General features: G+C 62.9%; 24 protein-coding genes. 17 read left to right on the forward strand and 7 right to left on the reverse strand.

What is annotated here, in order from left to right; genetic code table 11:
* Positions 1–223 precede the first annotated feature (223 nt).
* The 12 genes from NP945_RS15090 (at position 224) to NP945_RS15145 (ending at position 14,710) form a co-directional block, all read left to right on the forward strand.
* Complete coding sequence (locus tag NP945_RS15090) at positions 224–1,393, forward strand: glycosyltransferase (protein ID WP_256746790.1); 1,170 nt, start codon at positions 224–226, stop codon at positions 1,391–1,393.
* Positions 1,390–2,697 (forward strand): hypothetical protein, encoded by a 1,308-nt coding sequence (locus tag NP945_RS15095; RefSeq protein WP_127326578.1) that lies wholly within the window; start codon positions 1,390–1,392, stop codon positions 2,695–2,697. Before NP945_RS15090 ends, NP945_RS15095 begins: the two co-directional genes overlap by 4 nt.
* 7 nt (positions 2,698–2,704) lie before the next feature.
* Complete coding sequence (locus NP945_RS15100; RefSeq protein WP_127269108.1) at positions 2,705–3,934, forward strand: GNAT family N-acetyltransferase; 1,230 nt, start codon at positions 2,705–2,707, stop codon at positions 3,932–3,934.
* 12 nt (positions 3,935–3,946) lie between these two features.
* A complete protein-coding gene (locus NP945_RS15105; RefSeq protein ID WP_256746791.1) occupies positions 3,947–5,170 on the forward strand; it encodes a GNAT family N-acetyltransferase in 1,224 nt (407 codons plus the stop codon).
* A 94-nt stretch (positions 5,171–5,264) separates the two neighbouring features.
* The gene (locus NP945_RS15110) at positions 5,265–6,446 is read left to right on the forward strand and encodes a glycosyltransferase family 9 protein (protein WP_306283176.1); all 1,182 of its coding nucleotides are present in this window, start codon (positions 5,265–5,267) and stop codon (positions 6,444–6,446) included.
* Between the two features lie 217 nt (positions 6,447–6,663).
* Positions 6,664–6,888, forward strand: coding sequence for a hypothetical protein (locus tag NP945_RS15115; protein ID WP_127317999.1), 225 nt, complete (start codon positions 6,664–6,666; stop codon positions 6,886–6,888).
* 43 nt (positions 6,889–6,931) lie between these two features.
* Positions 6,932–9,424, forward strand: coding sequence for a DNA ligase D (gene ligD / locus NP945_RS15120; protein ID WP_256746792.1), 2,493 nt, complete (start codon positions 6,932–6,934; stop codon positions 9,422–9,424).
* 227 nt (positions 9,425–9,651) lie between these two features.
* Entirely contained in the window at positions 9,652–10,557 is a 906-nt protein-coding gene (locus NP945_RS15125) for a Ku protein (protein WP_024501732.1), read from the forward strand.
* Positions 10,554–11,669 carry a tetratricopeptide repeat protein gene (locus NP945_RS15130; RefSeq protein WP_256746793.1) on the forward strand — a complete coding sequence of 372 codons (1,116 nt, stop codon included), beginning with the start codon at positions 10,554–10,556 and terminating at the stop codon, positions 11,667–11,669. The genes NP945_RS15125 and NP945_RS15130 overlap by 4 nt, the downstream gene beginning before the upstream one ends.
* Positions 11,670–11,901: 232 nt before the next feature.
* Entirely contained in the window at positions 11,902–12,546 is a 645-nt protein-coding gene (locus tag NP945_RS15135) for an alpha/beta fold hydrolase (RefSeq protein WP_256746794.1), read from the forward strand.
* Positions 12,547–12,550: 4 nt separating this feature from the next.
* Positions 12,551–13,321, forward strand: coding sequence for an exodeoxyribonuclease III (locus NP945_RS15140; RefSeq protein ID WP_128290287.1), 771 nt, complete (start codon positions 12,551–12,553; stop codon positions 13,319–13,321).
* A gap of 192 nt (positions 13,322–13,513) precedes the next feature.
* Positions 13,514–14,710, forward strand: a complete 1,197-nt coding sequence (locus NP945_RS15145; RefSeq protein WP_256746795.1) for a hypothetical protein — start codon at positions 13,514–13,516, stop codon at positions 14,708–14,710.
* Positions 14,711–14,771: 61 nt separating this feature from the next.
* Here NP945_RS15145 and NP945_RS15150 read toward each other — a convergent pair whose 3' ends face one another.
* Positions 14,772–14,870, reverse strand: coding sequence for a putative RiPP precursor (locus NP945_RS15150; protein WP_127326585.1), 99 nt, complete (start codon positions 14,868–14,870; stop codon positions 14,772–14,774).
* A 214-nt stretch (positions 14,871–15,084) separates the two neighbouring features.
* Positions 15,085–15,174, reverse strand: coding sequence for a putative RiPP precursor (locus NP945_RS15155; protein WP_127271493.1), 90 nt, complete (start codon positions 15,172–15,174; stop codon positions 15,085–15,087).
* Positions 15,175–15,345: 171 nt separating this feature from the next.
* On the opposite strand from NP945_RS15155, the gene NP945_RS15160 reads away from it, so the two are divergent.
* Positions 15,346–16,962 carry a WD40 repeat domain-containing protein gene (locus tag NP945_RS15160; protein ID WP_256746796.1) on the forward strand — a complete coding sequence of 539 codons (1,617 nt, stop codon included), beginning with the start codon at positions 15,346–15,348 and terminating at the stop codon, positions 16,960–16,962.
* A gap of 42 nt (positions 16,963–17,004) precedes the next feature.
* The gene (locus NP945_RS15165; RefSeq protein WP_256746797.1) at positions 17,005–17,556 is read left to right on the forward strand and encodes an isochorismatase family protein; all 552 of its coding nucleotides are present in this window, start codon (positions 17,005–17,007) and stop codon (positions 17,554–17,556) included.
* A gap of 304 nt (positions 17,557–17,860) precedes the next feature.
* Here NP945_RS15165 and NP945_RS15170 read toward each other — a convergent pair whose 3' ends face one another.
* The 4 genes from NP945_RS15170 to NP945_RS15185 all read right to left on the reverse strand — a co-directional run bounded on the left by NP945_RS15170 (position 17,861) and on the right by NP945_RS15185 (position 20,500).
* Entirely contained in the window at positions 17,861–18,073 is a 213-nt protein-coding gene (locus NP945_RS15170; RefSeq protein ID WP_127268529.1) for a hypothetical protein, read from the reverse strand.
* Positions 18,074–18,150: 77 nt separating this feature from the next.
* On the reverse strand, positions 18,151–18,450 hold the full coding sequence (locus NP945_RS15175; protein ID WP_127326587.1) for a DUF1236 domain-containing protein: 300 nt from the start codon (positions 18,448–18,450) through the stop codon (positions 18,151–18,153).
* Positions 18,451–19,675: 1,225 nt separating this feature from the next.
* Positions 19,676–19,876 carry a hypothetical protein gene (locus tag NP945_RS15180; RefSeq protein WP_256746798.1) on the reverse strand — a complete coding sequence of 67 codons (201 nt, stop codon included), beginning with the start codon at positions 19,874–19,876 and terminating at the stop codon, positions 19,676–19,678.
* A 336-nt stretch (positions 19,877–20,212) separates the two neighbouring features.
* Positions 20,213–20,500, reverse strand: coding sequence for a hypothetical protein (locus NP945_RS15185; RefSeq protein ID WP_256746799.1), 288 nt, complete (start codon positions 20,498–20,500; stop codon positions 20,213–20,215).
* 316 nt (positions 20,501–20,816) lie between these two features.
* On the opposite strand from NP945_RS15185, the gene NP945_RS15190 reads away from it, so the two are divergent.
* Together NP945_RS15190 and NP945_RS15195 are read left to right on the forward strand one after the other, a co-directional pair.
* Positions 20,817–21,035, forward strand: coding sequence for an exopolysaccharide production repressor protein (locus tag NP945_RS15190; RefSeq protein WP_236382731.1), 219 nt, complete (start codon positions 20,817–20,819; stop codon positions 21,033–21,035).
* Positions 21,036–21,612: 577 nt separating this feature from the next.
* Complete coding sequence (locus NP945_RS15195; RefSeq protein ID WP_027035237.1) at positions 21,613–21,915, forward strand: DUF1236 domain-containing protein; 303 nt, start codon at positions 21,613–21,615, stop codon at positions 21,913–21,915.
* 87 nt (positions 21,916–22,002) lie between these two features.
* Here the strand turns inward: NP945_RS15195 and yghU are convergent, their stop codons facing one another.
* A complete protein-coding gene (gene yghU / locus NP945_RS15200; protein ID WP_128309775.1) occupies positions 22,003–22,869 on the reverse strand; it encodes a glutathione-dependent disulfide-bond oxidoreductase in 867 nt (288 codons plus the stop codon).
* A gap of 194 nt (positions 22,870–23,063) precedes the next feature.
* On the opposite strand from yghU, the gene NP945_RS15205 reads away from it, so the two are divergent.
* Entirely contained in the window at positions 23,064–23,969 is a 906-nt protein-coding gene (locus NP945_RS15205; protein ID WP_013530631.1) for a S1C family serine protease, read from the forward strand.
* The last annotated feature ends 223 nt before the right edge of the window (positions 23,970–24,192 follow it).

The following is a 24,192-nucleotide window of genomic DNA, read 5'->3' on the forward strand; positions in this document are numbered from 1 at the left end:
TATCCTGCGAGGGATCATCGCGCGGGGTTGTAAAAAAACGGTGTTGAAGCCGATGGTTGTTTCATTCTCGGTCAACCCTTCTGTGCGTAGCTGTATCGAAACGAAGCAATGCCTGGGGCGTACGGCCGGCAGTCGGGCGTATCGAACCAGGCATGATTCTTGCGGACGGGCTTCTGCCACAATCGCCCAGCGCGATGGTTGTAGCACCCGGCGGGATATAAAGATGCGGATTGCCTGCGTTCATCAGGGTTATGAACTCTATGGTTCTGACCGCAGCTTCGCGGAGAGCGTTGCCGCGTTGCGCGCCGCGTTTCCGTCGGCCGACATCGAAGTGGTTTTGCCGCGTAGCGGGCCGATTGTGCGGATTCTGGAAGCGCATGCCAGCCGGATCGTCTTCGAACCGCTCTGGGTGCTGAGGCGCCAGGCCATTGCGCGCCTTGCGACCGTCGAGATGGCGCGATTGCCGGTTGCCGTGTTCAGGGCGTGGCGGCGCCTCAAGGAATGCGACCTCGTCTATGTCAACACCTCGATCGTGGCCGATTACGCGCTGGCCGCACGCCTTCTTCCCCAAAAGGCCGTCCTGCACATCCACGAAATCCCCGAAGGCGCCATGCGCAGGATACTCGTCGGCCTGATGCGCTGGAGCCATGCCGATCTGATCTTCAACTCGCGCGCGACGCGCGCCGCTTTCGGCGATCCCAAGACCGCGCGCACGCATGTCGTCTACAACGGCGTTGCCGGGCCGGCGGCGGTCGAACCGATGACGTATGATGGCAAGCGCCCATTGCGGGTACTGCTGCTTGGCCGTATCAACCGGATCAAGGGGCAGGAAATCCTGCTGGAGGCGATCGCCGCGATGCCGGCAGAACTCCAGTCGAGGATCGAGGTGCGGCTGGTCGGCGGCGCCTTCGAAAGCACTGAGCGCGAGCATGCGCTTGCCGAACTGGTCGAAACCATGGGGCTTAACGGGCGCGTCAGAGTCCTGCCTTTCATTCCCGACCCTTCGGAGCATTATCGATGGGCCGATATCGTCACCGTGCCGTCGCGGCGTCCGGAATCGCTGGGCCGCGTCGCCATCGAGGCGATGGCATACGGCCGGCCGCCGCTTGTGTCGGCGATAGGCGGGCTGGTGGAAGTGGTCAGCGACGGGGAGACCGGCTGGCATGTTCCGCCCGGCGACGCAGCAGCTCTTGGCGCGAAATTGCAGGAGATCATCCTCGCCCCTGAGGCCTGGCGCGGGTTTGTCGCTGCCGGGCGCGCGCGCTACGAGGCAATCTTCAGCGAGCCGGTCGCGGCCGCGGCGATCACCGCGATCGCCGCCGACAAGCTGAAGACGACCATCGCGCGGCCGGGCAGGGTGCCTGCTGCCCGCGAAGCGGAGACGCGGCCGTGAAGTTAGCGTTTCCGAGCCATCTGGTTCGACGCCTCGTGCTGATGATCGGCGGCGAGGCGATGCAGAGCGGCTTTCATTTTGCCCTCAACATCATGCTGTTGCACATGCTGTCGGCGCAGGGCTACGGCCTCTTCGCCATCGGCATGGTGATGGGCGGTGTCGGCCTGTCTTATATCAGGTCGCTCACCGCCGTTCCCGCCAGCATCTGGATGAGCAAGAGCACCAACAGCGCCGGCGTCGATACCTATGACGTGGCGTTCGGAACGGCGGCGCTGATCGTTGCGTTGCTGATGGCCGTCGGCACGGCAGTCCTGATGCATGTCCTTGGCGATCCAAGCGGAATTGCCGCCGGCTGCTTCGTCGGTGCCTGGTCGTTGCGCAGCCATATGCGCACGGCTTTCTTCGCACGGCGCCAGCAGGTTGTCGTCTCCGTCAGCGATGGCGCTTTTACAGTCGCCGGCTGTGTCCTGACCGGGCTGTCGATCTGGTTGGTCCAAGACCCGCTGCAGACCGTGTTCTATGCACTAGCCGCGGCAAATGTTTTCGGCATTTTCGTCCTGGTCCGGCTGGCTCGGCGCTCGCTTCGCATCAGCTTCCGCATGCCGACCCGGCGACGCTATGTCAGGCTCTGGCCCCAGCTGCGCTGGTCGGCATTCAGCGCCACCACCACCAACATCCAGGGCCAATGTCTGGCGCTGCTGGTCGCCGGCATTGCCGGTCCTGCCGCCTACGCACCGCTGGCGGCGGTTCTGGTGCTGTTTGCCCCGCTGCGCATCATCAGCCTTGCTTTCGTCAACATGACGCAGCCGGATCTCGCCAGGCTGATGCGGAACAATGAAACGGGCCGTGTCTGGACGCAGGCCAAGATCTGGGCACTCGTCATGGGGTTTGGCGGCCTTGCATATGGATGCGCCATCATGTTCGTCCTGCCGATGATAAAATCCCAGGCTCTCCAGGACGCTTCGACCTGGTTCATCGGACTTTTCGTGATCGCGAATTTTGTCCCGATCATGCTCTATATCATGCCCCGCATCGTGCTTGAGATACTCGGCGATTTTCGGATCGTCGCGTTCACCACGACGGGCGGCGCGGTCGTCGGGCTGGCACTGATCGCGGCCCTGCTGGCAATCGCGTCTCCGCCGTGGGCGCTGTTGGGTTCCGCCGTCTCGGAGATGTTCGTGCTCGTGGCATCATGGTATTTCGCGCATCACCGCATGTGGAATATCGAGCATCCCGATGAGGCGCGCGACAGCCGGTTGGGCGCCTGGCGGCGCACGCTGTCGTTCGCCACGGCAAAGCGATAGGAAAAATATGGCAGTCCAGGCGGTGCAAATTGCTGCGGTGACCGGCTCGCCCGATGGCCAGTCCTCCCATCCGGCCGTCGTCGTCTCCAACGATGCATACACGGCGCGGCTCCACACCAGCCTGGAAGCGGTGAGGCCGCTCTGGTTGCGCCTTCAGGCGGACGGTGTGTGCACCGCCCACCAGAATTATGCCTGGGCCGAGGGGATCGTAGCGCGGCTGATGCCTGAAGGTGCGGAACTGCTCATCGTGGAGGTAAACGACGCCGTGACGGGCGTGCCGCGAATGCTGGTGCCGTTGATACGGCGACCGGCTTTCCGCCATCGAGTGATCGAGTGGCTGAGCTGTGGCGTTTGCGACTATTCGGCACCGTTGCTGGCCGATGCGAGCCCGTGGACGACGCAGTCGGCGCAGGCCGCGTGGGCCGCGGTGCGCTCCGTGCTGCCGCCGGCGGACCGTATCCAGATCAGGGGAATTCCGCAATCGATCAGCGGTGTCGCCAATCCGCTGGCCCTGCTGGCGGCCACGCGCGATTCCCTGCATACCAGCTTCGGCCTCGCCATCGACGGCGATCCGGAGACCGTCCTCAAGCGCCTATGCCGGCCATCCTTCGTCAAGGCTTTCAACAAGGACTGGCGTCGCCTCGAACGGCTTGGCGGCGTGGAACTGGTCGAAGCCAACACGCCGGCCCTGGTGGAGGTCATCTTCGCCGGCCTGGTCCGGATGCGGCTCAGCCGCTTTCGCGAACTGGGCCGCTTCGACCTGCTGACGCAGGCGGCGGTTGTCGATTTCTATCGAAACGCTGCTCTCGAGGGCCTGTCGGATGGGTCGGTGCGGCTCTTCGGGTTGCGTGTGGGTGAAGCTCTTATCGCGGTCCAATACCTGCTGATCCATCAAGTCACCGTTCATGCTCTGCTGATCTCAATCGATCAGGGCGCGGTGCCTAATGTCTCGCCTGGACTTCTGATCATGGGCAAGTTGATGAGCTGGGCGCGCGGGCGCGATTTCAATTATTTCGACCTGTCGGTAGGCAACCAGAGTTATAAGGAGCATATGGGTGCCTTGGGTTCGGGTCTGCGCGAGCTTTGCCACGGGATCACGGTGCGAGGCAGCGCCGTGAGCGCAGCCATCGAGATCCGCAACCGGGCCGAGGTGTTCGTGCGCTCCAAACCTCGGCTGCTGAAGAGGCTCCAGGGACTGATGCGGGGTTTGCGGCGCCTGCGCGGGGGATCAGAATGACGGGAGAAGCATGTGGCAAGCTACGCGGCGGGAACGACTCCGATAAAGGATTTGCCCGGTGGGCCGGTTTCCCCGACTGTCGCCAACGTTGATGCAACCGCGCACTTCACGGCTCGGCTGCACACCAGCTTCGACACCGTAAGGCTGCTATGGCTGCTCCTTGAAGCTCACGGCGTCTGCACTGCCCACCAGCATTATGCCTGGGTCGAAGGAATCGCCGCACGGCTGATGCCCAAAGACGCGGATCTGGTCCTCGTCGAGGTGAGTGACGCAGTGACCGGCGCGCCGGCCATGCTGTTGCCGCTGATGCGGCGCCGAGCTCTCGGCCACCACGTGATCGAATGGCTGAGCTGCCGCGTGTGCGACTACGCGGTGCCGCTGCTGGCGGATGGGATAGAGTGGACCAGGCAGAGTGCCGACGCCATGTGGGCGGCGGTCCGTGCCGTGCTGCCACCGGCGGATCGCATCCATATCGCGGGAATTCCGCAGCAGGTCCACGGCGTGGCCAATCCGCTGGCATTGCTTTCGGTGGCGCGCGACTCCATCCAGGTCAGCTCCGGCCTCGTTCTGCATGGTGATCCGGAGACGCTCATCAAGCGGATCTGCAAGCCGTCCTTCGCCAAGGCCTTCCGCAAGCATTGTCGCGGCTTCGAACAGCTTGGTGGCCTCGCTCTGATCGAGGCCGACACGCCTGATCTGGCCGAGGAGCTCCTGGATGCGCTGTTGGAACTGCGGCTCAAGCGTTTTCGTGAGCTCGGGCGTTTCGACCTCCTGACGCAGGCGCCGGTCGTCGATTTCTACCGCGCTGCGGCGCTGCAAGGCCTGTCCAATGGATCGGTGCGGCTCTTCGGACTACGCGTCGGTGAAGCCTGGCTCGCCTCCATCTATGTGCTGGTCAGAAAAGGCACACTTCACGCCCTCCTGCTCGGCATCGACCAGAATGCGGTTGCCAATGTCTCACCCGGCCTGACGACGATGGGCAAGCTGATGATGTGGGGATGCGAGCGGGGCTTCGACTATTTCGACCTGTCGGTCGGCGGCCAGGGCTACAAGCAACATATCGGCGCCTCGAGCTCGGTACTGGCCGAGATCTGCGAACCGGTGACGGTGCGGGGCAGGGCTGCGAACGCAGCCATTTTGCTGCGCAGCCGGGTCGAAGGCATGACGCGGTCGCGTCCCCGGCTGCTCAAGGCCGTCCAGGGCCTGACGCGCCGCTTGCGGCGATTGAAGGACTGAGGACGAGCGTTTGCCGGTCCTGCGATGCAGAGCACCAAGGCCGGCAGGCAAGCTTGTTGACAGGGTCGGTTAACTCTATATCTGAAAGCGCGGCTTGACGTTCAGAAATGAGTGTCACGGGCGGATTTTTTTAAGTTGGCGTTTTCGGCAGATCATCTCGATGAATGCAGGTTTAGGAGATGGGATTCGTTCCATCCTCATTATCCAAACGAAGTACATTGGAGATGTCGTTCTGACATCTGCTTTGGTTCGCAATCTACGTCTTTCTTATCCACAAGCATCGGTGACCATGCTTTGTGCACCGGGTCTCAAGGAGTTCATCGTCGCGCAAGGGATCGCCGATGTTGCCGTTGGCTTTGAATCCCGTGGCAGAGGAAGGACTCTGCGCAAGCGTTTGAGCGACTATCGTGGCGTCATCTCTGATCTGCGGCGTCGAAGATTTGATCTTAGCATCGACCTTACCGATTCAAAAACCTCGCGGATCATGCATCGTTTGATCGGCGCTCCACTTCGCGTCGGCTTCGATCCTTCCGAGCATCCGATGAAGTTCTGGGAAATCCAGCTTGCAAACGTTCTCGCCGCGACCTTCGGACATGGCGGACCGCATTATCTCTACAGGAACCTGTCTCCACTCCGCGCCCTTGGGCTGGATTGTGAGGATCCAACACCCCGGCTGCAGCCGACCAGTACTGCCCAGGAAGAGTGTGCCAGGCTTCTTGCGGAAAACGCTTTGGCGAAGAAGTCGTACGTGGCCGTGCATGCCGGCGCGAGGTTCGAAGGACGTTGTTGGCCGCCGCAACATTTTGCTGCGGTCATCGACGAAGTATACGCCAAAACCGGGCTGCGATCCCTCCTTGTTGGCGGGCCGGATGAAGGGCTTGCCGCGCAAAGGATCCTTGAAGTGGCAGCATCGCCGGTCGCAAGTGTCGTCGGAAAAGCCTCGCTTGAGGTCCTGACGGCATTGTTGGCTGAAGCGTCGATCTTTCTTGGCAATGAGAGCGGCCCGATGCACATCGCGGCCTCTGTCGGAACTCCAGCGGTGGGGCTGTACGGTCTGACGTCGCCAGAGCAATGGGGCCCGTTCGGTGTCCCCAACCGGACGCTCCAGCCGCCCATGCCTTGCCCATGCATCGCTCCAGGTGTGTGTAAAGAAAACAACGCCGGTGGGGTCTACTGCGTCCAGCGGCTCCAGGTTGCCGATGTTGCGGCGGCGACACTCGATCTCATCGGCACGGAAGTTCAAAAATCTGCTCATTCGGGCATGCCGGCCGCGTAGCAGGGCGGCAGCGACGGGCGATTGTTTGACGGCGCGCTTCACGTCTTGATTCAGGCCAAAGCCCAAACATCTTCAAAAGATTGGTAAATTTGACCGGGCCGCATCCTGCGCTGTCCGCGAAATTGACAGGACGGCGCGTCTCCGCCATCCTTGACCCCAGTCGTCAGGCTGCCGGCAGCGGCCGCGTTGTGTGTCTGGGGCGACCGAGGGCAGTGTCATGTTCAGTCCCGTCACAGGTCAGAATTCCAAGCGCGCCGCGGTGCGCAAGGCGCTCGATCGTCACAAGGTCTACATCACCGCGCAGCGTTTTTCGGCAGGCAGCTACCAGGCCCGGGTTCTGGTCGACGGCGAGGCCTATTGGGTCGACGAATTCCGGCTGAGCCAGCTGCAGCAGGGACTGTCGCCGGCGGAGCTCGAGTTGACGCCGGCTGCTGACGATTGAGCGCGACTGGCTTGTTCCTGGCCTCCGTGCTTCGACCTTTGCCATGACCACCCCGCCAAAGCTCCAATCCTACCGCGCGAGGCGTGAATTTTCCAAAACGCCGGAACCGGCAGGCGGCCTCATCACGGACGAAGGCAACCGCTTCGTTGTCCACAAGCACCACGCCACCGCAGACCATTATGATCTGCGCCTGCAGGTCGGTGATGTCTTGAAAAGCTGGGCGGTGCCGCGCGGCCCTTCGCTCAATCCGGCCGACAAAAGACTGGCGGTCGAGACCGAGGATCATCCGCTCGAATACATCGACTTCGAAGGTGTCATTCCCGAAGGCGAGTATGGCGGCGGGCCGATGATCGTCTGGGATACCGGCAGCTGGGCGCCGATGGACGATGTCGAAAAGAGTTTGCGCACCGGCGCCTTCAAGTTCCGGCTGGCCGGCGACAAGCTCAATGGCGGCTGGATGCTGACCCGGCTGAAGCCGAAACCCGGGGAAGACGAAAACAAGAAGAACTGGCTGCTGTTCAAGGAGCGCGACCTCGCCGCCGACACCGCGCTTGACATCCTCACGGCCCGGCCGGAAAGCGTCAAATCCGGATTGCGCATCGAGGAGTTGGCGGCGCCGGCGAAGCCAGCCGCCAAACCCGCGCCCAGACAGGGATCGCTGAAGCCCGGCACGCTGCCGGGTGCGTTCAAGGCCCCCATGCTTGCTCGTATCGAGCCGCAACTGGCGACGCAGGTGCCAAAACCACCGGATGGCGGGGACACAAGGGAAGTCTGGCTGCACGAAATCAAATTCGACGGCTACCGCACCATGGCGCATCTTACTGAGGGCGCGGTCAAGCTGATCACCCGTGGCGGCATCGACTGGACGAAGCGCTATGGCGACCTGCCGCATGCGTTCGCCAAACTGCCGTGCCGCGACGCCATCGTCGACGGCGAGATCGTGGTGCTCGATGCCAAGGGCATCAGCCGCTTCGCGCTGCTGCAGGATGCGCTGGCGCAGGGCGCCGGCAGCAAGCTCCATTTCTACGCCTTCGATCTTCTCCATCTCGACGGCTGGGACCTGACCAAGGCGCCGCTGGTCCGGCGCAAGGCGCTGCTGGCGCAGATGCTGTCGGGCCTCGGTGCCAATTCCGCCATCCAGTTCTCCGACCATGTCGAGGGCTCGGGGCAGGGGCTCTACGACCAGGCGTCGGAACTGGGGCTGGAGGGTGTCGTCTCCAAGCGCGCCACGGCCATCTATCAGAGCGGCCGAAGCAAAAGCTGGACCAAGACCAAGGCGTTGCTGTCGGACGACTTCGTCGTCGCAGGCTTCACCATCTCCGATGCGGCCGAAGGGCTGGCGGCGCTCGGCATGGCAGAGTTTGAGGATGGTGAATTGCATTATCGCGGCAAGGTCGGCACTGGTTTCGATGCCGCCACCGCCGGTGAGCTGCTCGCCAGGCTGGAGCCGCTGCGGGAAGGCGCCACCGCGCCCGAGGGCGTCCCGCGCGAAATCATGCGCGAGATGAACTGGGTGCGCCCGCTGCTGTCGGCGCGCATCCATTACGCCAACCGCACATCGGACAACGCACTGCGCCACGGCGTCTTCCGCGGTTTGAGAGATGTCGGCCTGTCGACGCCGGTCTCGTCCAAACGCAAGCGGCTGATCGCCGAGGCCGACCTTGCCACCATCTGGGTGACCAACCCGACGCGCCGGCTGTTCGGCAAGACCGGCCCGACCAAGCTCGACATCGCCGTCTATTATGCGCTGGTCGGCGATTTCATGCTGCCGCACATCCTCGGCCGGCCGGTGTCGCTGGTGCGCTGCCCGACCGGCCTGCCGAAGGATTGCTTCTTCCAGCGCCACGCCTTCACCGGTATGCCGCCCTCGGTGGTGACATTCGAGGCGACAAATTCGGAGGGCGAGACCAAATCCTATCTCTCGATCGAAGGCGCGAAAGGATATCTGGCGCTGGCGCAGTTCGGCGTCGTCGAGTTCCATACCTGGGGCACCCACCGCACCAGCCTCGACAGACCCGACCAGATCGTCCTCGACCTCGATCCGGGCGAGGGGATTTCATGGCGCGAGGTGGTCGAGGCCGCCGTGCACATCAAGGGCGAATTGGAGCGCCTGGGGCTGGTGCCGTTCGCCAAGACCTCCGGCGGCAGCGGCATCCACATCACCGTGCCGGTGACGGGCAAGCAGAACTGGAAGAAACTGCACCAGGCGACCAGCGCCATCGCCACGCATCTGGCGACAACGGCGCCGGACACCTTCACCACCACCATGGGCAAGGACAACCGCAAGAAGCGCATCTTCATCGATTATCATCGCAATGCGCGCGGCCACACCTCCGCAGCCCCTTATTCCTTGCGCGCCCGCACCAATCTGCCGGCCTCGACGCCGGTGAGCTGGAGCGATCTGGAATCCATCGATGCGCCGCAGGATCTGAACTATTCCTCCCTGCCGGGGCTGCTGGCGACGTCGGGTGATCCGTGGGCGGAGATCGACGAGTTCGCGCGGGATTTGCCGGTGTTCGAGGGAACGAGGAAGTAGTCGCGAGATGAGGGCGCAGTCCCGCCAGCGTCTCAATTCCAAGTCCATCGACGCTTCCGACAATTTGAATTATTCTCTCCGCCACGACCTCAAAGACGTACCGGAAGATTTCGTCAGGGATTTGCCTGTATCGTGTGGGGTCGGTGTAGGATTTCCTCGGCGCCAATCGTCCTTCGGACGAAAAGCGCTGCAGCAAATGTCAGTGCATGGCCGCGTAGGAGTGTTTCATGGCGCCCAGGGCAAGTTGGAAAGGTTACCTCAAACTCAGCCTCGTGAGCTGTCCGGTGCGGCTATATCCCGCCACCAGCGCCAGCGAGCGCATCAGCTTCAACCAGCTGCACAAGAAGACCCATAACCGCATCAACATGAAACCGGTCGACCCCGAATTGGGGCTCGTCGAGCGTGCTGATCTGGTCAAGGGCTACGAATACGAGGACAAGCAGTACATCATCATCGATGATGCCGATCTCGATGCGGTGCGCATCGAATCCAATCACACGATGAACATCGAGGCCTTCGTCGACGAGGACGAGGTCGATGTCATCTATCAGGACGCGCCCTACTACATGGCGCCCGACGGTGCGATGGCGGAAGAGACCTTTGCCGTGCTGCGCGAAGCGATGCGCAAATCCGGCAAGCTGGCGATCGCCCGCCTGGTGCTGTCCAGCCGCGAGCGCGTGGTGACGATCGGCGCGCGCGAGAACGGCATGTTCGTGTGCACCTTGAGGAACCCGAACGAAGTGCGCGGGACGGCTGAATATTTCGGCAACATCCCGGCTGGCAAGCCCGACCCCGAAATGCTGCAGCTCGCCGAAGCGCTGATCAAGCAGAAGGAAACCACCTTCGATCCGAAGAATTATGAGGACCGCTACGAGGCGGCACTCATGACGATGATCCGCGAGAAGCTGAAAGGCCACAAGCCGATCATCGCGGCGGCACCCGAGCGCGGCAATGTCATCAACCTGATGGATGCGCTGAAGGCCAGCCTGTCGCAATCGAAGCCGCCGGCCAAATCGAAAAGCAAGGCCGACGAGGTTGCCAAGCCCGCCGCGAAGAAGGCGGCAGCGGGTGGTGCTGCTGAAAATCCGTTGAAGGCCAATCTGCTGAAGGCGGTCGGCAAGAGCAAGAAATGACGGCACCGACCGGCGCTGTTTTCGGCACGATAGGCGCGCTGGCGGCTTTTCCGCTCAGGCTGGCTGCGCGGGAAGTGGAACGCCGGCACGGCCAGCTGCGGCGCGGTATCACCAGGCGCACCACGCATGTCGTCTTCGGCCGGACACTTCTCGCCAGGGCAGGCCTCGTCAAAAACGGCGATGCCGGGATCGAGCGCAGTGTCGCCGCCGAGCGCGCGGCCGGTCGAACGCTGATCAGCGAGAACGGATTCCTGCGCCTTCTCGGACTGATGAAGACACCGGAGGCGTCTTCGCTGTCGCGGCAATCGCTGATCGATCAGTCGCGGCTATCAGGCTCCGACCTCGATTTTTTGTCGCTGTTCGATGCGTTCGAGCATGACACAGAACCTTATTCCTTCCGCGACCTGATCCTGGCGCGCAAATATGCCGGGCTCATCGCCGGCGGCGCGACATGGGCGGCGATCGCGCGCTCCGTCCACCGCTCCGGCCCGGTGGCGTCGCTGACCGCCAAGTCGCTCAATGTCGGCTCGCAGCATGGGCGCGCCGACGCGATCTATCTCGAAGGCGGCCAGAGCGAACTCGATGGGCAGTTGCTGTTCGATCTCGGAACAGCCGGGCCACAGGGTGACGACACGCTGGAGGAGCTGTTCGCCGAGGCGGAAGCGGCGGAGGAGCAGGGCGACCATGATGGGGCCGCCGCGCTCTACCAGCGTTGCCTGGCCATCGATCCGAGCGATGCGATTGCCGCCTTCAACCGCGCCAACTGCCTGCGCGCCGGCGGCCACGCGGTGGACGCCGCGCATGACTATATCAATGCGATAAAACTCGACCCGGCCTTCGTCGAGGCGTGGTTCAACCTGGCCGGACTGATGAGCGAGCAAGGTCGCGAAGCCTCGGCGCGAAGGCACCTGCAGAATGCGATCACGCTCGACAAGACCTATGCCGATCCGGTGTTCAACCTCGCCCGACTGGAATTCGACGCCGGCAATCTGCCGGAGGCGCGGCGGCTGTGGGTGCGCTATCTCGAACTCGACGCAGATTCGAAATGGGCGCGGGTTGCAGCCAAGGGCGTGCAGTTCGTGGATCTGCAGCTGGCGCGGACGGCGGGGTGAGCATGATTGGCGAAGGCCGCGATGACAGCCAATCTCCCCCCTTGCGGGGGAGATGTCCGGCAGGACAGAGGGGGGCGCTGTCCCGCCAACAGATCGGCCAATTTTGGCGCGTGTTCCCGCACGCAAGCATGACCGAAGGCTGGCATTCCTTCACGCCCCCCTCTGCCCTGCCGGGCATCTCCCCCACGAGGGGGGAGATCAGCAGCGTCGCCGTCGCGCCGGACATCACAGCATGACCCACTTCCTCTTCGACGGTCCCGACACCGCGCCCACCACCATCCTGCTTGCCCATGGTGCGGGCGCGTCGATGGATTCGCCTTCGATGACCGCCACCGCCAAGGCGCTGGCCGCGGCCGGCTTACAGGTCGCGCGCTTTGAATTCCACTACATGGCTGCCCGCCGCTACGGCCACCGCAAACCGCCGCCGCGGGCCGAGACGGTCAACCCGGAATATATCAAGGCGACAGCCGACCTCAGGGCAAAGGGCGTGACGGGACCGCTGATCATCGGCGGCAAGTCGATGGGCGGGCGCGTCGCCTCCATGGTCGCCGACGAGATGTTTGCCAAGGGCGAGATTTCAGGGCTGGTCTGCCTCGGCTATCCCTTCCATCCGCCGGCCAAGCCCGAGCAATTGCGCACCAAACACCTTGCCGATCTGAAGACGCCGACGCTGATCTTCCAGGGCACGCGCGACGAGTTCGGCACCAGGGACGAGGTTGCGACTTATGACCTTTCCGATCGCATCGAGGTGATCTGGCTGGAGGATGGCGACCATGATCTCAAGCCACGCAAGAACATCTCGGGATTTTCGGCGGCCGACCATCTGAAGATGCTGGCCGAGACGGTCAAGGCGTGGTCGGGTCGGATCGCTTCCTGAAGCGATGAAGATCGCCTCCTTCAACATCAACAACATCAACAGCCGGCTTGAAAACCTGCTGGGATGGCTGGCTGTGGCAAAGCCCGATGTCGCCTGCCTGCAGGAGCTGAAGGCGCGCGACATGCAGTTTCCACGCTCGGCATTGGCGGCGGCCGGCTATGGCGCGGTGTGGAAGGGCGAGCCGACGTGGAACGGTGTTGCCATCCTGGCACGGGGCGCCGAGCCAGTGCTGACCCGCGATGCCTTGCCCGGCGATGATGCCGACAGGCAGAGCCGCTATATCGAGGCGGCGGTGAACGGCATCATCGTCGCTTGTCTCTATGCGCCGAACGGCAATCCTCAGCCCGGCCCGAAATTCGCCTACAAGCTCGCCTGGCACGCGCGGCTGGAGGTGCATGCCGAACAGTTGCTCGACACCGGCCTGCCGGTGGTGCTGGCCGGCGACTACAACATCGTGCCCGAGCCGCGCGATATCTACGCCACCCGCTCCTATGACGACAACGCGCTGGTGCAGCCGGAAAGCCGGGCGTCGTTCCAGCGCCTGCTCGACCAGGGTTGGCTTGATGCCCTGCGCAAGAAGCATCCGAAGGAAACGCTTTACACATTCTGGGACTATCGCCGCAACCGCTGGCCGCGCGATGCCGGCCTCCGGCTCGATCACATCCTGCTGTCGAAGAAACTGGCACGCCGCCTGACCTCCGCCGGCATCGACCGCGACGTGCGCGGCGAGGACGGCGCCAGCGACCATGCGCCGGTGTGGGTGGAATTGAAGTAGGCGACTGCTTTCATTGCGTCGCGCTTGAACGGCTCCCTGCAACGCGCTTAAAGTCTTTTGTCTCGATGCATGTTGCTGTCCCAATCCGGGTTCGCTTTTGGCCGACATGCAATAACCTGTCGGCAAAGTACTCCAACCCAGCCGGATCGCCCGTGAACGCAACCCCCCACGAGATTTGTGAATCGAGGCTCCATGCCTGACTTGGGCGCTGTCTCGATATTGGCCGCCTCCATTGTGGTGCTTGCGGCTGCTGTCATGTCCTGGCTGCTGTGGCGGAAGCGCAGCCGCCGCAAGGGACGGCGGCAGACCAATCCGGCTGCCGACTATGCCGTCCGAACCGATTGGAATGCCCGCGGGGGTATGCTCAATTACTCATCCTTCGTCTATTTCGATGTCGATCGCGACGGCAAATACGGCGCCGGAGACCGGCCGATGGCCGGGATCATGGTGCGGCTGTATGACGAAGCGGGCAAGCTCGCCGCATCCGCGCGCACCAACAATGCCGGCTTTGCCAATTTTCCCATGTCGGTGAAAAGCAGAAAGGCCGTGATCCGCAAGCCGGGCAACTGGCGCTTTGTGGTTTCGGTGCCGCCCGGCTGGCAGGCGAAAAGCGAAAATGACATTCAGTCCCGACGCTTCATGCCGCTGCCGGGTTCGCCGGCCGGGATGGTATCGCAGGAGATGCTGCTGCCGGTCGGTCTGGCACCGCCGCGCCGCGTCAGCGGGCGCGTTGCCGGCGATGGATCAGCGACCCTCTCCATGTCGGGGAACGGGCACGTCCTGGAGACGCGGGCACTGGCCCCGGGTGCCGTCTTCAGCTTCGACCTGGCTGAAGAAGCCGACACGGTCAGCGTCAGCGGCGGCGGCTTGGAGCGGCGGCTGACGCTGTCGCCCTACTCGGCGGATCTCGGCCTGCTGTCGCCGCAACGCGCCGGCATCGACACTGATGCCGCCCTCGAAACGATCGATTTCGACGATGTGACGTCGCGCAGCCTCAGGAAAATTCCGGCTGGCCATGCCGGATTGGCGTGGCGCAACCTGAATGCGATGGCCCGCGACTTCACCAAGGATAGCCAGGGCTATGTCAATGGCAATGTTTCCGGCGACCATGTGCTCTACACCAGCAGCGGGCTGCCGGCCGAATTCAGCTGCGAACGGCCGTTCGGCTTTCACTCGGTCATGCTGAGCGCCGCCTGGCTGGCGTCAGAAGGGGAGGTGGCGCTGATCGAAAGCTGGCTTGGCGAGCAGCTGATTGCAAGCGACGAGGTCACGCTGTCGGCGCTGACGCCGCTGCACTACGCCCCAATGCTCAAAGCTGTAACGCGTGTTCGCCTGTCGACAAAGCACTATTGGCAAATGGTCGTGGACGATCTGGTCTTAACGCGCTGAGATTTAGGCATGCCAAAGCGGAGCGAAATTTCGCCCCGCTTCAATCAGGTTATGTTGACGGTCAGCCCGGCACAATAATAATCGAGGCGCCGTTGGCCGCAGTGACCGCCGACAACCGGCCTTTTTTCAAGAACGATGGCTTCACATAGATCTTTTTCATATCAGACTCTCCTAAAATCCCGATCCGATGATGCCAGACTGCGGCCATCTGTCAACCATGCGGCTGAAATCGGTAAAACTGCAATAAATCCAAGGAGGAGCGGCAAGGCGCCCGCCCTCCAATTCTTGTTTACGCCATCCCGGATCGAAGGCCTTCGATGCTTTTTCTGGAATTGCTCCAGCGCCAGGCACGTTTCGGCCAAGAGTGTGCCAGATTATATCGTGGCGCTGGTCGAGCCGTTTGCCGTGACGGCTGAAAGCTTGCCCTTCTTGACGAGAGCCGGCTTCGCGTAAGTCTTCTTCATGGTAATCTCTCCTCATCCCTACGCGAGAATGGCAGATACGCAAGATGTGTCAACCAAGCCGGGCGTCCACACGGGCTCTTGGCGACACGAGCTTGCGGCTGATAGTCTCGACGTCGACATGCGGGGCAACCGTCACATGGTGAGGGCCGCAACAACGCCCGAGGGATTTCAATGAACAAGGGTGCCGACAGATTGCTCGCGCTTGCCCTGGTCGTTGTCGCCGTAGGCTGCCTGGCGCGGATCTATTGGCCGGCAATCGGCGAGGCTTTCCTCTGGCGCGGCTTTTCAGGCCCGCCGATGGATCCAGCCTCGTTACGGCTGGCGGGGTTCCTGGTGGCGGCGTTCGCCTGCCTGCTTGGTGCAGGGCTGTTTTGGGCCGGCCTCTTGCCGGACCGGTCGGGCCAAGCAGCGGGCGCGCCGCTGTTTGGTCGCGCGGCGGAGATGCAGGACGCTGGCAGGCCCGGCCTGCGCAGAGTCTTTCTCGTCCTGCCATTGGTCGTGGTCGCCGCACTGGCCGCCGACCGGTTCGGCCCTTGGCATGAGGGCGGCGACATAGCCAGCGAGCCCGTCGAACCGAAGGCCGACGAACCCAATCCTGGCGAGCCGAAGGCCAACGAACCCAAGGGGCAGGATGTCGCCAGCGCGCCGCCGGCCTCAGAGCCGGCAGCCCCACCGCCTGCACCAGCAGAAGCTGCTTCGCCGCCGGAGGCCGCCAATCCGCCTGCGGCACCGGTCCCACTGACGCCGCCGGCGCTGGTGCAACCGACCCCGCCAACGCTAGTGCCGCCGACCGCGCCCGCGCCTCCGGCGCCGCCGGAGGTCGCGGTCATTTCGCCGCCCATCGTGGCGCCATTGCCGCCGGCTCCGCCGCCGCTACCGACGCAGCCCGAGGGCCACCGCGACTCGGTCGTCTGGCTGGCGGTGGCGCCCGACGGGCACTCGATCATGAGCGCCAGCACCGATCACACGATCAAGCTGTGGGACATCGCCGCCAAGCAGCTGATCCGCACTCTCGGCGTGCACAAGGATATGGCCCGCACGGCGCTGTTCATGCCCGACGGCGTCAGCGCGCTGACGGCCGGCGACGACGGCGAGATCGTGCAGCGCAAACTTTCCGACGGCGCGGTGCTGCATGTCTTCTCCTCGGGCGGCAATGGCGGCGTCAGAAAGCTGGCGATCAGCCCGGACGGCATACATGCCATCAGCGGGCACGACACGGGCAATGTCATCGTCTGGGATCTCAAGAAGGGCGCTGTGCTGCACGCCATGAGCGGGAACGGCTGGTCGGTCAGCGCCGTCGCCGTCTCGCCCGATGGCAGGCAAGCCCTCAGCGGCAGCATAGACGGCACACTGAAACTTTGGGACATTGAAAGCGGCAAGCAATTACGAAGTTGGCACGGGCATGAGCGAGGCACATATGGCGCCGCGTTCACCGCCGACGGGCATCATCTGGTCACCGGCAGTGGCGATTACACGATCAAGCTCTGGGATCTGGACAGCGGCCGCGAAGCGCGCCGCTTTGAAGGCCACGAAGGCACTGTCTACGCATTGGCGCTGTCGGCCGACGGCCAGCGCCTGGTCTCCGGCTCGCTCGACGGCACGGCGCGGCTGTGGGACATGGACACCGGCAACCAAATCGCGATGTTCGATAGCCGGACTGGCCCGATCTACGCGGTGGCCTTCACCGCCGATGGCACGGTGCTGACCGGCGGCAACGACCGCGCCATCAGGGATTGGCCGGCCACCGGCGGCGAGGGCGTCGTGCTGTTTGCCGGCGCGCCGGAATGAGCGAAATCTTGATCACCTTGTCCGCCGTGCTATGTAAAACCCATGTCAGAACCCAGCCTCGCGGACAATGCGCCGCTCATTGTCATCGATCTCCAGACCGGCATGTTCGACGGCGTGCACGAGCCGCCGATCCATGATGCGCCAGGCATTGTCGAGCGCACCAAGGCGGTGATCGATTGGGCGCGGCGCGGCGGGCGCAAGGTCGCTTTTATCAGGCATGACGGACCTGATGGCGATCCGTTGGCACCGGATGAGCCGGGCTGGCCGGTTTGGCCCGCGCTCGGCCAGGCGGCGGACGAGCCGACCTTTGCCAAATCGGTGCGCGATGCATTCAGCAATCCCGCCTTCGGCGACTGGGTGGCCGGGCAAGGTGCGGGTGCTGTCGTGCTCTTGGGCGCACAGACCGATTTTTGCGTGGCCGCGACGGTCAAGGGCGCGATCGCCAGAGGGCTCGGCGTGATCGTGGTGTCCGATGCGCACAGCACGCTGGACAATGCCAGCGAGAGTGCCGAACAGGTCATCACCAGGCACAATGGCGAATTCGCGGAGGCCGGCGTCAATCTGGTGACCACAAAGGCGCTTGTCGGCGGCTGAAGCCCGACCGTCGCCGCAGGCGGCATTATCAGGCAGGCCGGCTTGAGGAGTTCGCGAGGGAAGACAGCGCCAGGCGGCTGCCGTGGTCGACGCGGACGGGGGGGCGCATTGTTGGGATGGCTCGGGCGCCCGCGTCAACCAGGGCGGCTCGTACCGCCGCATTAGCAACATTGCACATCGCAGGTCGCTCGAAACTTCCGCGAAAGCGGAATAGGCCGGAGCAAAAGTGCGGATTCGGCTGAGACTTTCGGCGCGCTGTCCCGGTACGGGGAATCAAAAAGTCTGCTGGTTGTCGGCATGCCCCTCAAGGCGTCCGTCGCTCCTGCACCGGATCGGCGAGGAACGACGCCGCAATCAGGTCGTCGGCATCGATCCGGCCATGACGATCTTCCATGATGGCCGCGACCTTTTGAAAGGTTTTCATTTCGGCATCCGTCACCCGCGCATTGCGCATTCTGGCTTGGAGATCGGCCAGGCGAACGCCCAAAGCAGGGGATCTCACAGCTTTGCTTGTCATCTTCACTCGTCCTGATTGGAACCTGACATGTGCGACCCGCCGCCGTGGCTGGCGGCGGGTTTGGGACCGTTCGAAATTCAGTCGTAGACCTTGATGATCTTGCGGGTGCCCGGATCCACCAGGACCGTGCGGTTGTCGACGACCACGTAGCGGTATTGGACATCGGGGATCTCATGAAGCTCGACCGTTTCCGGCAACGCGCTACCAATATTCAGTTCCACACCGGGAACCTTGACCGAAGCGAGGGGCTGCTTCTTCACATACTCGCGGATGACCGTGTCCTGTTCAGGCTGAATGACAACGTCCTGAGCGGCAACGGCGCCGACTCCGGCCAACAGCAATAGCGCCGCAGCGGCGCCCGTTAGGTGCATTTTCATACTGTTTCTCCTTGCGAGTCAGCATGACAAGATCGTCCAACGCTGACGAGCAACTGAACTTGAGCCAAATGAAAATGTTCCTCCGCTGGGGCTTCGGTCGGATGAGAAGTGCGACTTAAGTCCGGTCCGCGAGCGCATTGGTCTTACCGACGGGAACGGCTCTCTGTTCACGACTGTTTGTCTCCCGGATTCGGAGAAACAGATGGACAAAAGTGTTGGCCAAGCGCGCTGGTTGCTCGCACCGATTTTCGCGACGGCCGTCACCTTTCTGGTGATGGGAATAGTCCTTGGCTGACATGTCGTCGATCGGCGCAGCAACGTCCCTTCCTGCGCTGATAGGATTCGCAAGCCGCTTCGGCGGCTGGCGAATCCTCTATCTTCACCCACGCGCGGGCCTGCTCATTCGGCAAGCGAGCGCTTCGTTCAGCTTATGCAACGTTGGGAGGTTTACTATGGATCGGCGATCCTTCTTGACAGCAATATTTGGCATTGCCGGGGCAGCAGCCCTTGCAGGGGCAATTCGCCCGATCGAAGCAGTGGCCGGTGTTCCAGGCGCCGGAAACGGCATTCTCGATGAAATAGAGGCGTCACAAACAGAGGCCTTCGACGACGGTACACATGCGGAGGTGCAGCCGGTCGACCATCGACGCTGGGATCGGGACTGGGATCGGGACCGGGATCGGGGCTGGCGCCGGCGCCGGCACGGGCGGCGATGGAGACGGGTCTGCCGTAGTTATTGGCGGCATGGTCGCCGTCGCGTCCGGTGCTATCGCAGACGCGGGCCCTCGGTCATCCTTCGGTTTTAGCAGCTAGCCAGCACGTCTTAGCGGCTTGACCAGCGCGATCGGCTCGGCGTCCGCATTTTTCCGGCGGTTGCCGAGCAGAATGCCGTTTGCCGAGGCTGGAGCTCCACATGGCGAGGCGGCGCGAAGGTGAATCCGCGCCAGACAGAAGCGAAGACGTCAAGATGACGGTGCACCGACGCATGCCATCCGTTGGCGAGAAATGGCCCGGCAGCCAGGTGCAAAGGGAGGCACGCCGGGCCAGCCGACTTCTGGCGGTCGCCGGCCATCCTTATATTCTATACGTCTAATATTAATGCAAGCGGCGCCAAAAGCCTCCGGTGGACAATACATCGCCCGAAGCCGTCCGCTCCACTGGACGAAGCCTGGAGGACCCGCGCGGCCGCAATCTCGCCATCGCTCGGCAATTGGTTCGGGCTCGTTCAGTTTGCCGCTTTGCTATCGTGTGTCGATCGAGCGGGCCGCGAAGGCAGGGCACGTTGATCCGCAGGCTGCTCGCTGAAGTAGAGCGAACTGCCGAGAACAAGGAAGACGATGCCCACCGCCATCAATCCAACCATGAGCACGGCGATCGCCGTGCCTGGACCATGGCCTGTCTTGACGATGGTGGATCGGTGGGGCATCGCGCTGTTCTCCGGATATGGCACACCAGGGGTGCCGAACCTTCGCGACAAACGACAAGCGCGGCCCGATGTTCCCTTGGCGGAGCTTCAACCGGTCAGGTCGGGCTTTTGCTTTTTCCTGTAGGACCAAGGTCTTATCTGTTGCGCGCAAAAGTCCAAGGGGCCTTGTTCAGTTCCGATAATGTCCCTTGGATGTTCCGCTATTTTAGGTAAATCTGATATAAAGCCTGGGGGGAAAACTTAGCCAGCCAAGCACATCTTCCCGCGAAACGGGCATGGAAAATGTGGCTTTGGCAAATTCAACAACAGGCAGTCATGTCTCGGGCGACGAATGGCTCACGTCTCGTCGAATGGGCCCTCGCGGTTCTGATCGCGCGTGATCGCGGCTTCTTCCTCATCATCGGGAAGGGCGTCGTCGCTGTCCTGGTACGCGTTATCGTCGTCCTCGTCGGGCAGATCGCCGTCTTTTTCGATACCGTAACGCATGTCGCCGTTTTCCGGCACGGACTCTGGCAGGATCTCGCCGCCCTTGATTGCATCCCAATCCTGCTGCTCGATGGTCGGCCCGTCCGCCTGCGGTGCGTCATCTTCGATATCGGCGCCTGGTTTGTTGCGCGGTGCCATGCTGGACTCCTTTCCTTGAAAACTGGAGGCGAAACTCGGGGTGCCGGTGTTTGTTCCCGTGCTTGAACTGCAGGCGTGCTTCTGGATTGCTGACAGCTGGCAGCCCCCGCCAGCACCCGCCGCCGTTCCCGGATCGCCACGCTTGCCAAGTCGCCGCGCAATGGAGGGCGCAGTGGCGATGGGCTGCTTACTTGCGAAGTTGCTAAAATAATGAAATGTTGTCCGCGGGAAATGGGAATGAGGCAGGGACTGATCGGAACCGCCGCGGTTTCGACGGTTTTGGGAAACCATGTATTTTGGACAGTTTCTCGTAGGAATGTCAGCCACGGCCATCATCGTCGCGGTCTGGACCTATATGGTTACCGGCTCTTTCTGGGAGGCATTTGCCTGGACGATAGCGACGCTGCTTGTCCTGCAGGTCGGCTACTTCGTGCTCATCGTGAGGCTGATCTTCAGGGGCTCGCACGATATCGCGCCGAGCGAGGATCCGGTAGACGCCTTCCCGCCATTGCGTCGCGACGGTGTCCGGCTTTAAGACCGGGTAGCCAGGATCACTCGCGCGTGTGCGCCCGGGCAATTCGGGGAACCTCGCCACCAGCGCGACCACGGTGTTTGGTCACCGAGACAGCGTCCGAGCATATCCCTGCCGGAGATTTCGGCGCAGCGTTATCGTGGGAACATGGCGCATGCGCGACCAGCTTCGCATGGAGCTCAGGCCGTCAGGTGGAACAAGTGATGATGCTTCGCGTTCTCTAGCGGTACCGGTGAGGTTGCCACCTCCATCGGAACTGCCATGGCTCGCTCTGCTCCCGGCGGGGCGAGCCTTTTTCGTGCTCCCATCGTCCAGATAGAGGGACGCGAGGCTGATTTGACGCGGCGACGACAGGTGCTTCGCCAATCCGACTACAGCAGGAATTTTTCGTCCTCTAATGTCCGCACACATTTGTGCAGGTTTTCAAGCATTTCCGCGCTGTCTGCCGCATGTATGATCAGCAACAAATTAATATCCGAGCCGAAAACGTAACATCTTCAATTCTGAAGTTCGATGGAACCGCATGGCAGCGGTGGAGTTTTTATGGAGGGCGGAATTCAATTGTCACTAGGAGACGGTCATGAAACTTTATCTTACAAGCGCGGCGGCCGCAGTCGTCCTGATGGGCGGCATTGGTGCGGCGCTGGCGGAGAGCGTCGTCGTCGTCCAGCCGGAGCAGGAGACGGTCGTTCGCGAATACATCAAGAGGGAACCGCTTGCCTCGGTGAACCTTCTGGGGGTCGAACTCAAGCTCGGCTCCTCGGTGCCGGACACTGTCGAATTGCGTGAGGTGCCCGACGTCAAATATCGCGTCGCCGTGATCAATGACCAGACGGTCCTCGTCGATCCGGAGACCCGCCAGATCGTTGAAGTGCTGCACTAAGGGGGTTCCCGCAGCACTGAACCTTGGGGAAAACCCGCCCCGACGTCGCGTCGGTGGCGGGTTTCCTTTGCCGCGACCCGCTATGGCCTATTCGGCGGCCAGTCTATCCTGTGTCTTGGTCTCGAAATCGCTGGCGTCGTGGCGCTCATGCAATTGCATGGCAGGCTCGCCGAAAGCGCGGTTGACCATGCGGCCGCGCTTGACCGCCGGTCGTGCGTCGATCGCCTTGGCCCAGCGTTGCACATGTGTGTATTCCTGCACGGACAGGAACTCGGCGGAATCATTGTACATGCGACCGAGCGCCAGCCCGCCATACCAGGGCCACACCGCCATATCGGCGATGGAATAGTCCTTGCCGCCGAGATATTCGGTCTCTGCCAGCCGGCGGTCGAGCACATCCATCTGGCGTTTCACCTCCATCGAGAAGCGGTCGATGGCATATTCGAACTTTTCCGGCGCATAGGCATAAAAGTGACCGAAGCCGCCGCCCAGATACGGCGCCGAGCCCATCTGCCAGAACAGCCAGGACAGCACCTCGGCGCGGGCCGGCTGTTCGGTCGGCAGGAATTCGCCGAACTTTTCGGCGAGATAGACCAGGATCGAACCGGATTCGAAGATGCGCACCGGCGTCTTGCCGCTGCGGTCCATCAGGGCCGGGATCTTGGAGTTGGGATTGACCTCGACGAAGCCGCTGCCGAACTGGTCGCCATCGTTGATCCGGATCAGCCAGGCATCGTATTCGGCGCCCTTGTGGCCGCGCGCCAGAAGCTCTTCCAGCATGACGGTGACCTTGACGCCGTTCGGCGTCGCCAGCGAATAGAGCTGCAACGGATGCTTGCCGACGGGCAGTTCCTTGTCATGCGTCGGTCCGGCGATCGGCCGGTTGATGCTGGCAAAGGCTCCGCCGCTCGGCTTGTTCCAGGTCCATACTTTCGGCGGGGTGTAGTCGGTCATTTCGTGGCCTCGTGTCGGGGAAGGATGGCAGGTCGCCATAAACTAGGGCTGCGGATGTGTAAGTTCAACTTGCGTTGAACTATTATCGATGCCCGCAGGGCCAACATCGGCAATTGGGCACTTCCTACCCTTGCGCCTTCTCCGGCGTGGCATACCTATAGAAGATGTCGCCAAAGCCCACCCAGGACAAAAGCATGACCATCAATCCCAATCCGCGCTCGGTCGTTGCCGTGCGGGCCACTGTCCCCGAAGATGCCTTTACAGCCGGGGCGCTCGGCACGCTCAGGGAAGGCAGCGGCGTCGTCATTCGCAATGACGGGCTGGTGTTGACCATCGGCTATCTCATCACCGAAGCGGAAGAGGTCTGGCTGACCAGCCATGACGGCCGCGTCATCCCCGCGCACGCGCTCGCCTATGACCAGGAATCGGGCTTTGGCCTGGTGCAGGCGCTGGCGCCGCTCGGCCTGCCGGCCGTGGCGCTGGGCGATGCCGGCAAGGCCAGGATCGGCGACGCCGTCGTGCTGGCCGACGGCATCGGCCAGTCGGTGCAGGCCAGGATCGTCACCAAGCAGGAATTCGCCGGCTATTGGGAATATCTGCTCGACGAGGCGATCTTCATTGCACCGGCGCACCCCTCCTGGGGCGGTGCCGGGCTGTTCGGCGCTGACGGCTCGCTGCTCGGCATCGGTTCGCTGCGCCTGCAGATGAGCCGCAACGGCGAGGTAGCCGATATCAACATGGTGGTGCCGATCGATCTTTTGCCGCCCATTCTCGACGACCTCCTCACACGCGGCCAGGTGGCCAAGCCGCCGCGCCCGTGGCTCGGCGCCCTGTCGGCCGAAAGCGACGGCAGGGTGGTGGTGATGAGCGTGACCGAGGGCGGCCCGGCGGCCAAGGCCGGCCTGCGCCAGGGCGACATCATCTCCGACATCCGGGACGGCGCGGTCGACGGGCTGGCCGATTTCTATCGCAAACTGTGGGAAAGCGGCTCGGCGGGGGCCGAGATTCCGATGCGAGTGTTGCGCGACGGCCGCGAAACCTGGCTGCGCGTCAAATCGGCCGACCGCGGCAGTTTTCTGAAAAAGCCGCAACTGCAGTAGACGCGTCGATGGCGTCGGCGATGTCATCGGGTTGCCAATTCGCCCGACGGGCAGCCGCTCGGCCATCGCGGCCAGGGCCTCGTCGGGATTGCCCAGCGCCTCACGCGCCCGTTGCAGCCGATCCTCGCCGCGCCCGGCGGTGATCACACTGGCCCAGCCTCACTGCAGCGTCGGGCCAGCGCCAGACCCATGCCGGAGCCGCCGCCGACGATCAGGATTTTCT

This window comes from Mesorhizobium sp. LMG17149 (assembly GCF_024518695.1).
In the GTDB taxonomy this organism is placed as follows: Bacteria; Pseudomonadota; Alphaproteobacteria; order Rhizobiales; family Rhizobiaceae; genus Mesorhizobium.

Coding starts and splice junctions, on each gene's coding strand:
- ligD (WP_256746792.1), top strand. CDS start 6,932: ATGACCACCCCGCCAAAGCTCCAATCCTACCGCGCGAGGCGTGAATTT.
- NP945_RS15140 (WP_128290287.1), top strand. CDS start 12,551: ATGAAGATCGCCTCCTTCAACATCAACAACATCAACAGCCGGCTTGAA.
- NP945_RS15160 (WP_256746796.1), top strand. CDS start 15,346: ATGAACAAGGGTGCCGACAGATTGCTCGCGCTTGCCCTGGTCGTTGTC.
- NP945_RS15165 (WP_256746797.1), top strand. CDS start 17,005: ATGTCAGAACCCAGCCTCGCGGACAATGCGCCGCTCATTGTCATCGAT.
- NP945_RS15100 (WP_127269108.1), top strand. CDS start 2,705: ATGGCAGTCCAGGCGGTGCAAATTGCTGCGGTGACCGGCTCGCCCGAT.
- NP945_RS15150 (WP_127326585.1), bottom strand. CDS start 14,870: ATGAAAAAGATCTATGTGAAGCCATCGTTCTTGAAAAAAGGCCGGTTG.
- NP945_RS15185 (WP_256746799.1), bottom strand. CDS start 20,500: ATGGCACCGCGCAACAAACCAGGCGCCGATATCGAAGATGACGCACCG.
- NP945_RS15135 (WP_256746794.1), top strand. CDS start 11,902: ATGACCCACTTCCTCTTCGACGGTCCCGACACCGCGCCCACCACCATC.
- NP945_RS15125 (WP_024501732.1), top strand. CDS start 9,652: ATGGCGCCCAGGGCAAGTTGGAAAGGTTACCTCAAACTCAGCCTCGTG.
- NP945_RS15190 (WP_236382731.1), top strand. CDS start 20,817: ATGTCAGCCACGGCCATCATCGTCGCGGTCTGGACCTATATGGTTACC.
- NP945_RS15115 (WP_127317999.1), top strand. CDS start 6,664: ATGTTCAGTCCCGTCACAGGTCAGAATTCCAAGCGCGCCGCGGTGCGC.
- NP945_RS15205 (WP_013530631.1), top strand. CDS start 23,064: ATGACCATCAATCCCAATCCGCGCTCGGTCGTTGCCGTGCGGGCCACT.
- NP945_RS15170 (WP_127268529.1), bottom strand. CDS start 18,073: ATGACAAGCAAAGCTGTGAGATCCCCTGCTTTGGGCGTTCGCCTGGCC.
- NP945_RS15130 (WP_256746793.1), top strand. CDS start 10,554: ATGACGGCACCGACCGGCGCTGTTTTCGGCACGATAGGCGCGCTGGCG.
- NP945_RS15175 (WP_127326587.1), bottom strand. CDS start 18,450: ATGAAAATGCACCTAACGGGCGCCGCTGCGGCGCTATTGCTGTTGGCC.
- NP945_RS15145 (WP_256746795.1), top strand. CDS start 13,514: ATGCCTGACTTGGGCGCTGTCTCGATATTGGCCGCCTCCATTGTGGTG.
- NP945_RS15155 (WP_127271493.1), bottom strand. CDS start 15,174: ATGAAGAAGACTTACGCGAAGCCGGCTCTCGTCAAGAAGGGCAAGCTT.
- yghU (WP_128309775.1), bottom strand. CDS start 22,869: ATGACCGACTACACCCCGCCGAAAGTATGGACCTGGAACAAGCCGAGC.
- NP945_RS15180 (WP_256746798.1), bottom strand. CDS start 19,876: ATGCCCCACCGATCCACCATCGTCAAGACAGGCCATGGTCCAGGCACG.
- NP945_RS15090 (WP_256746790.1), top strand. CDS start 224: ATGCGGATTGCCTGCGTTCATCAGGGTTATGAACTCTATGGTTCTGAC.
- NP945_RS15195 (WP_027035237.1), top strand. CDS start 21,613: ATGAAACTTTATCTTACAAGCGCGGCGGCCGCAGTCGTCCTGATGGGC.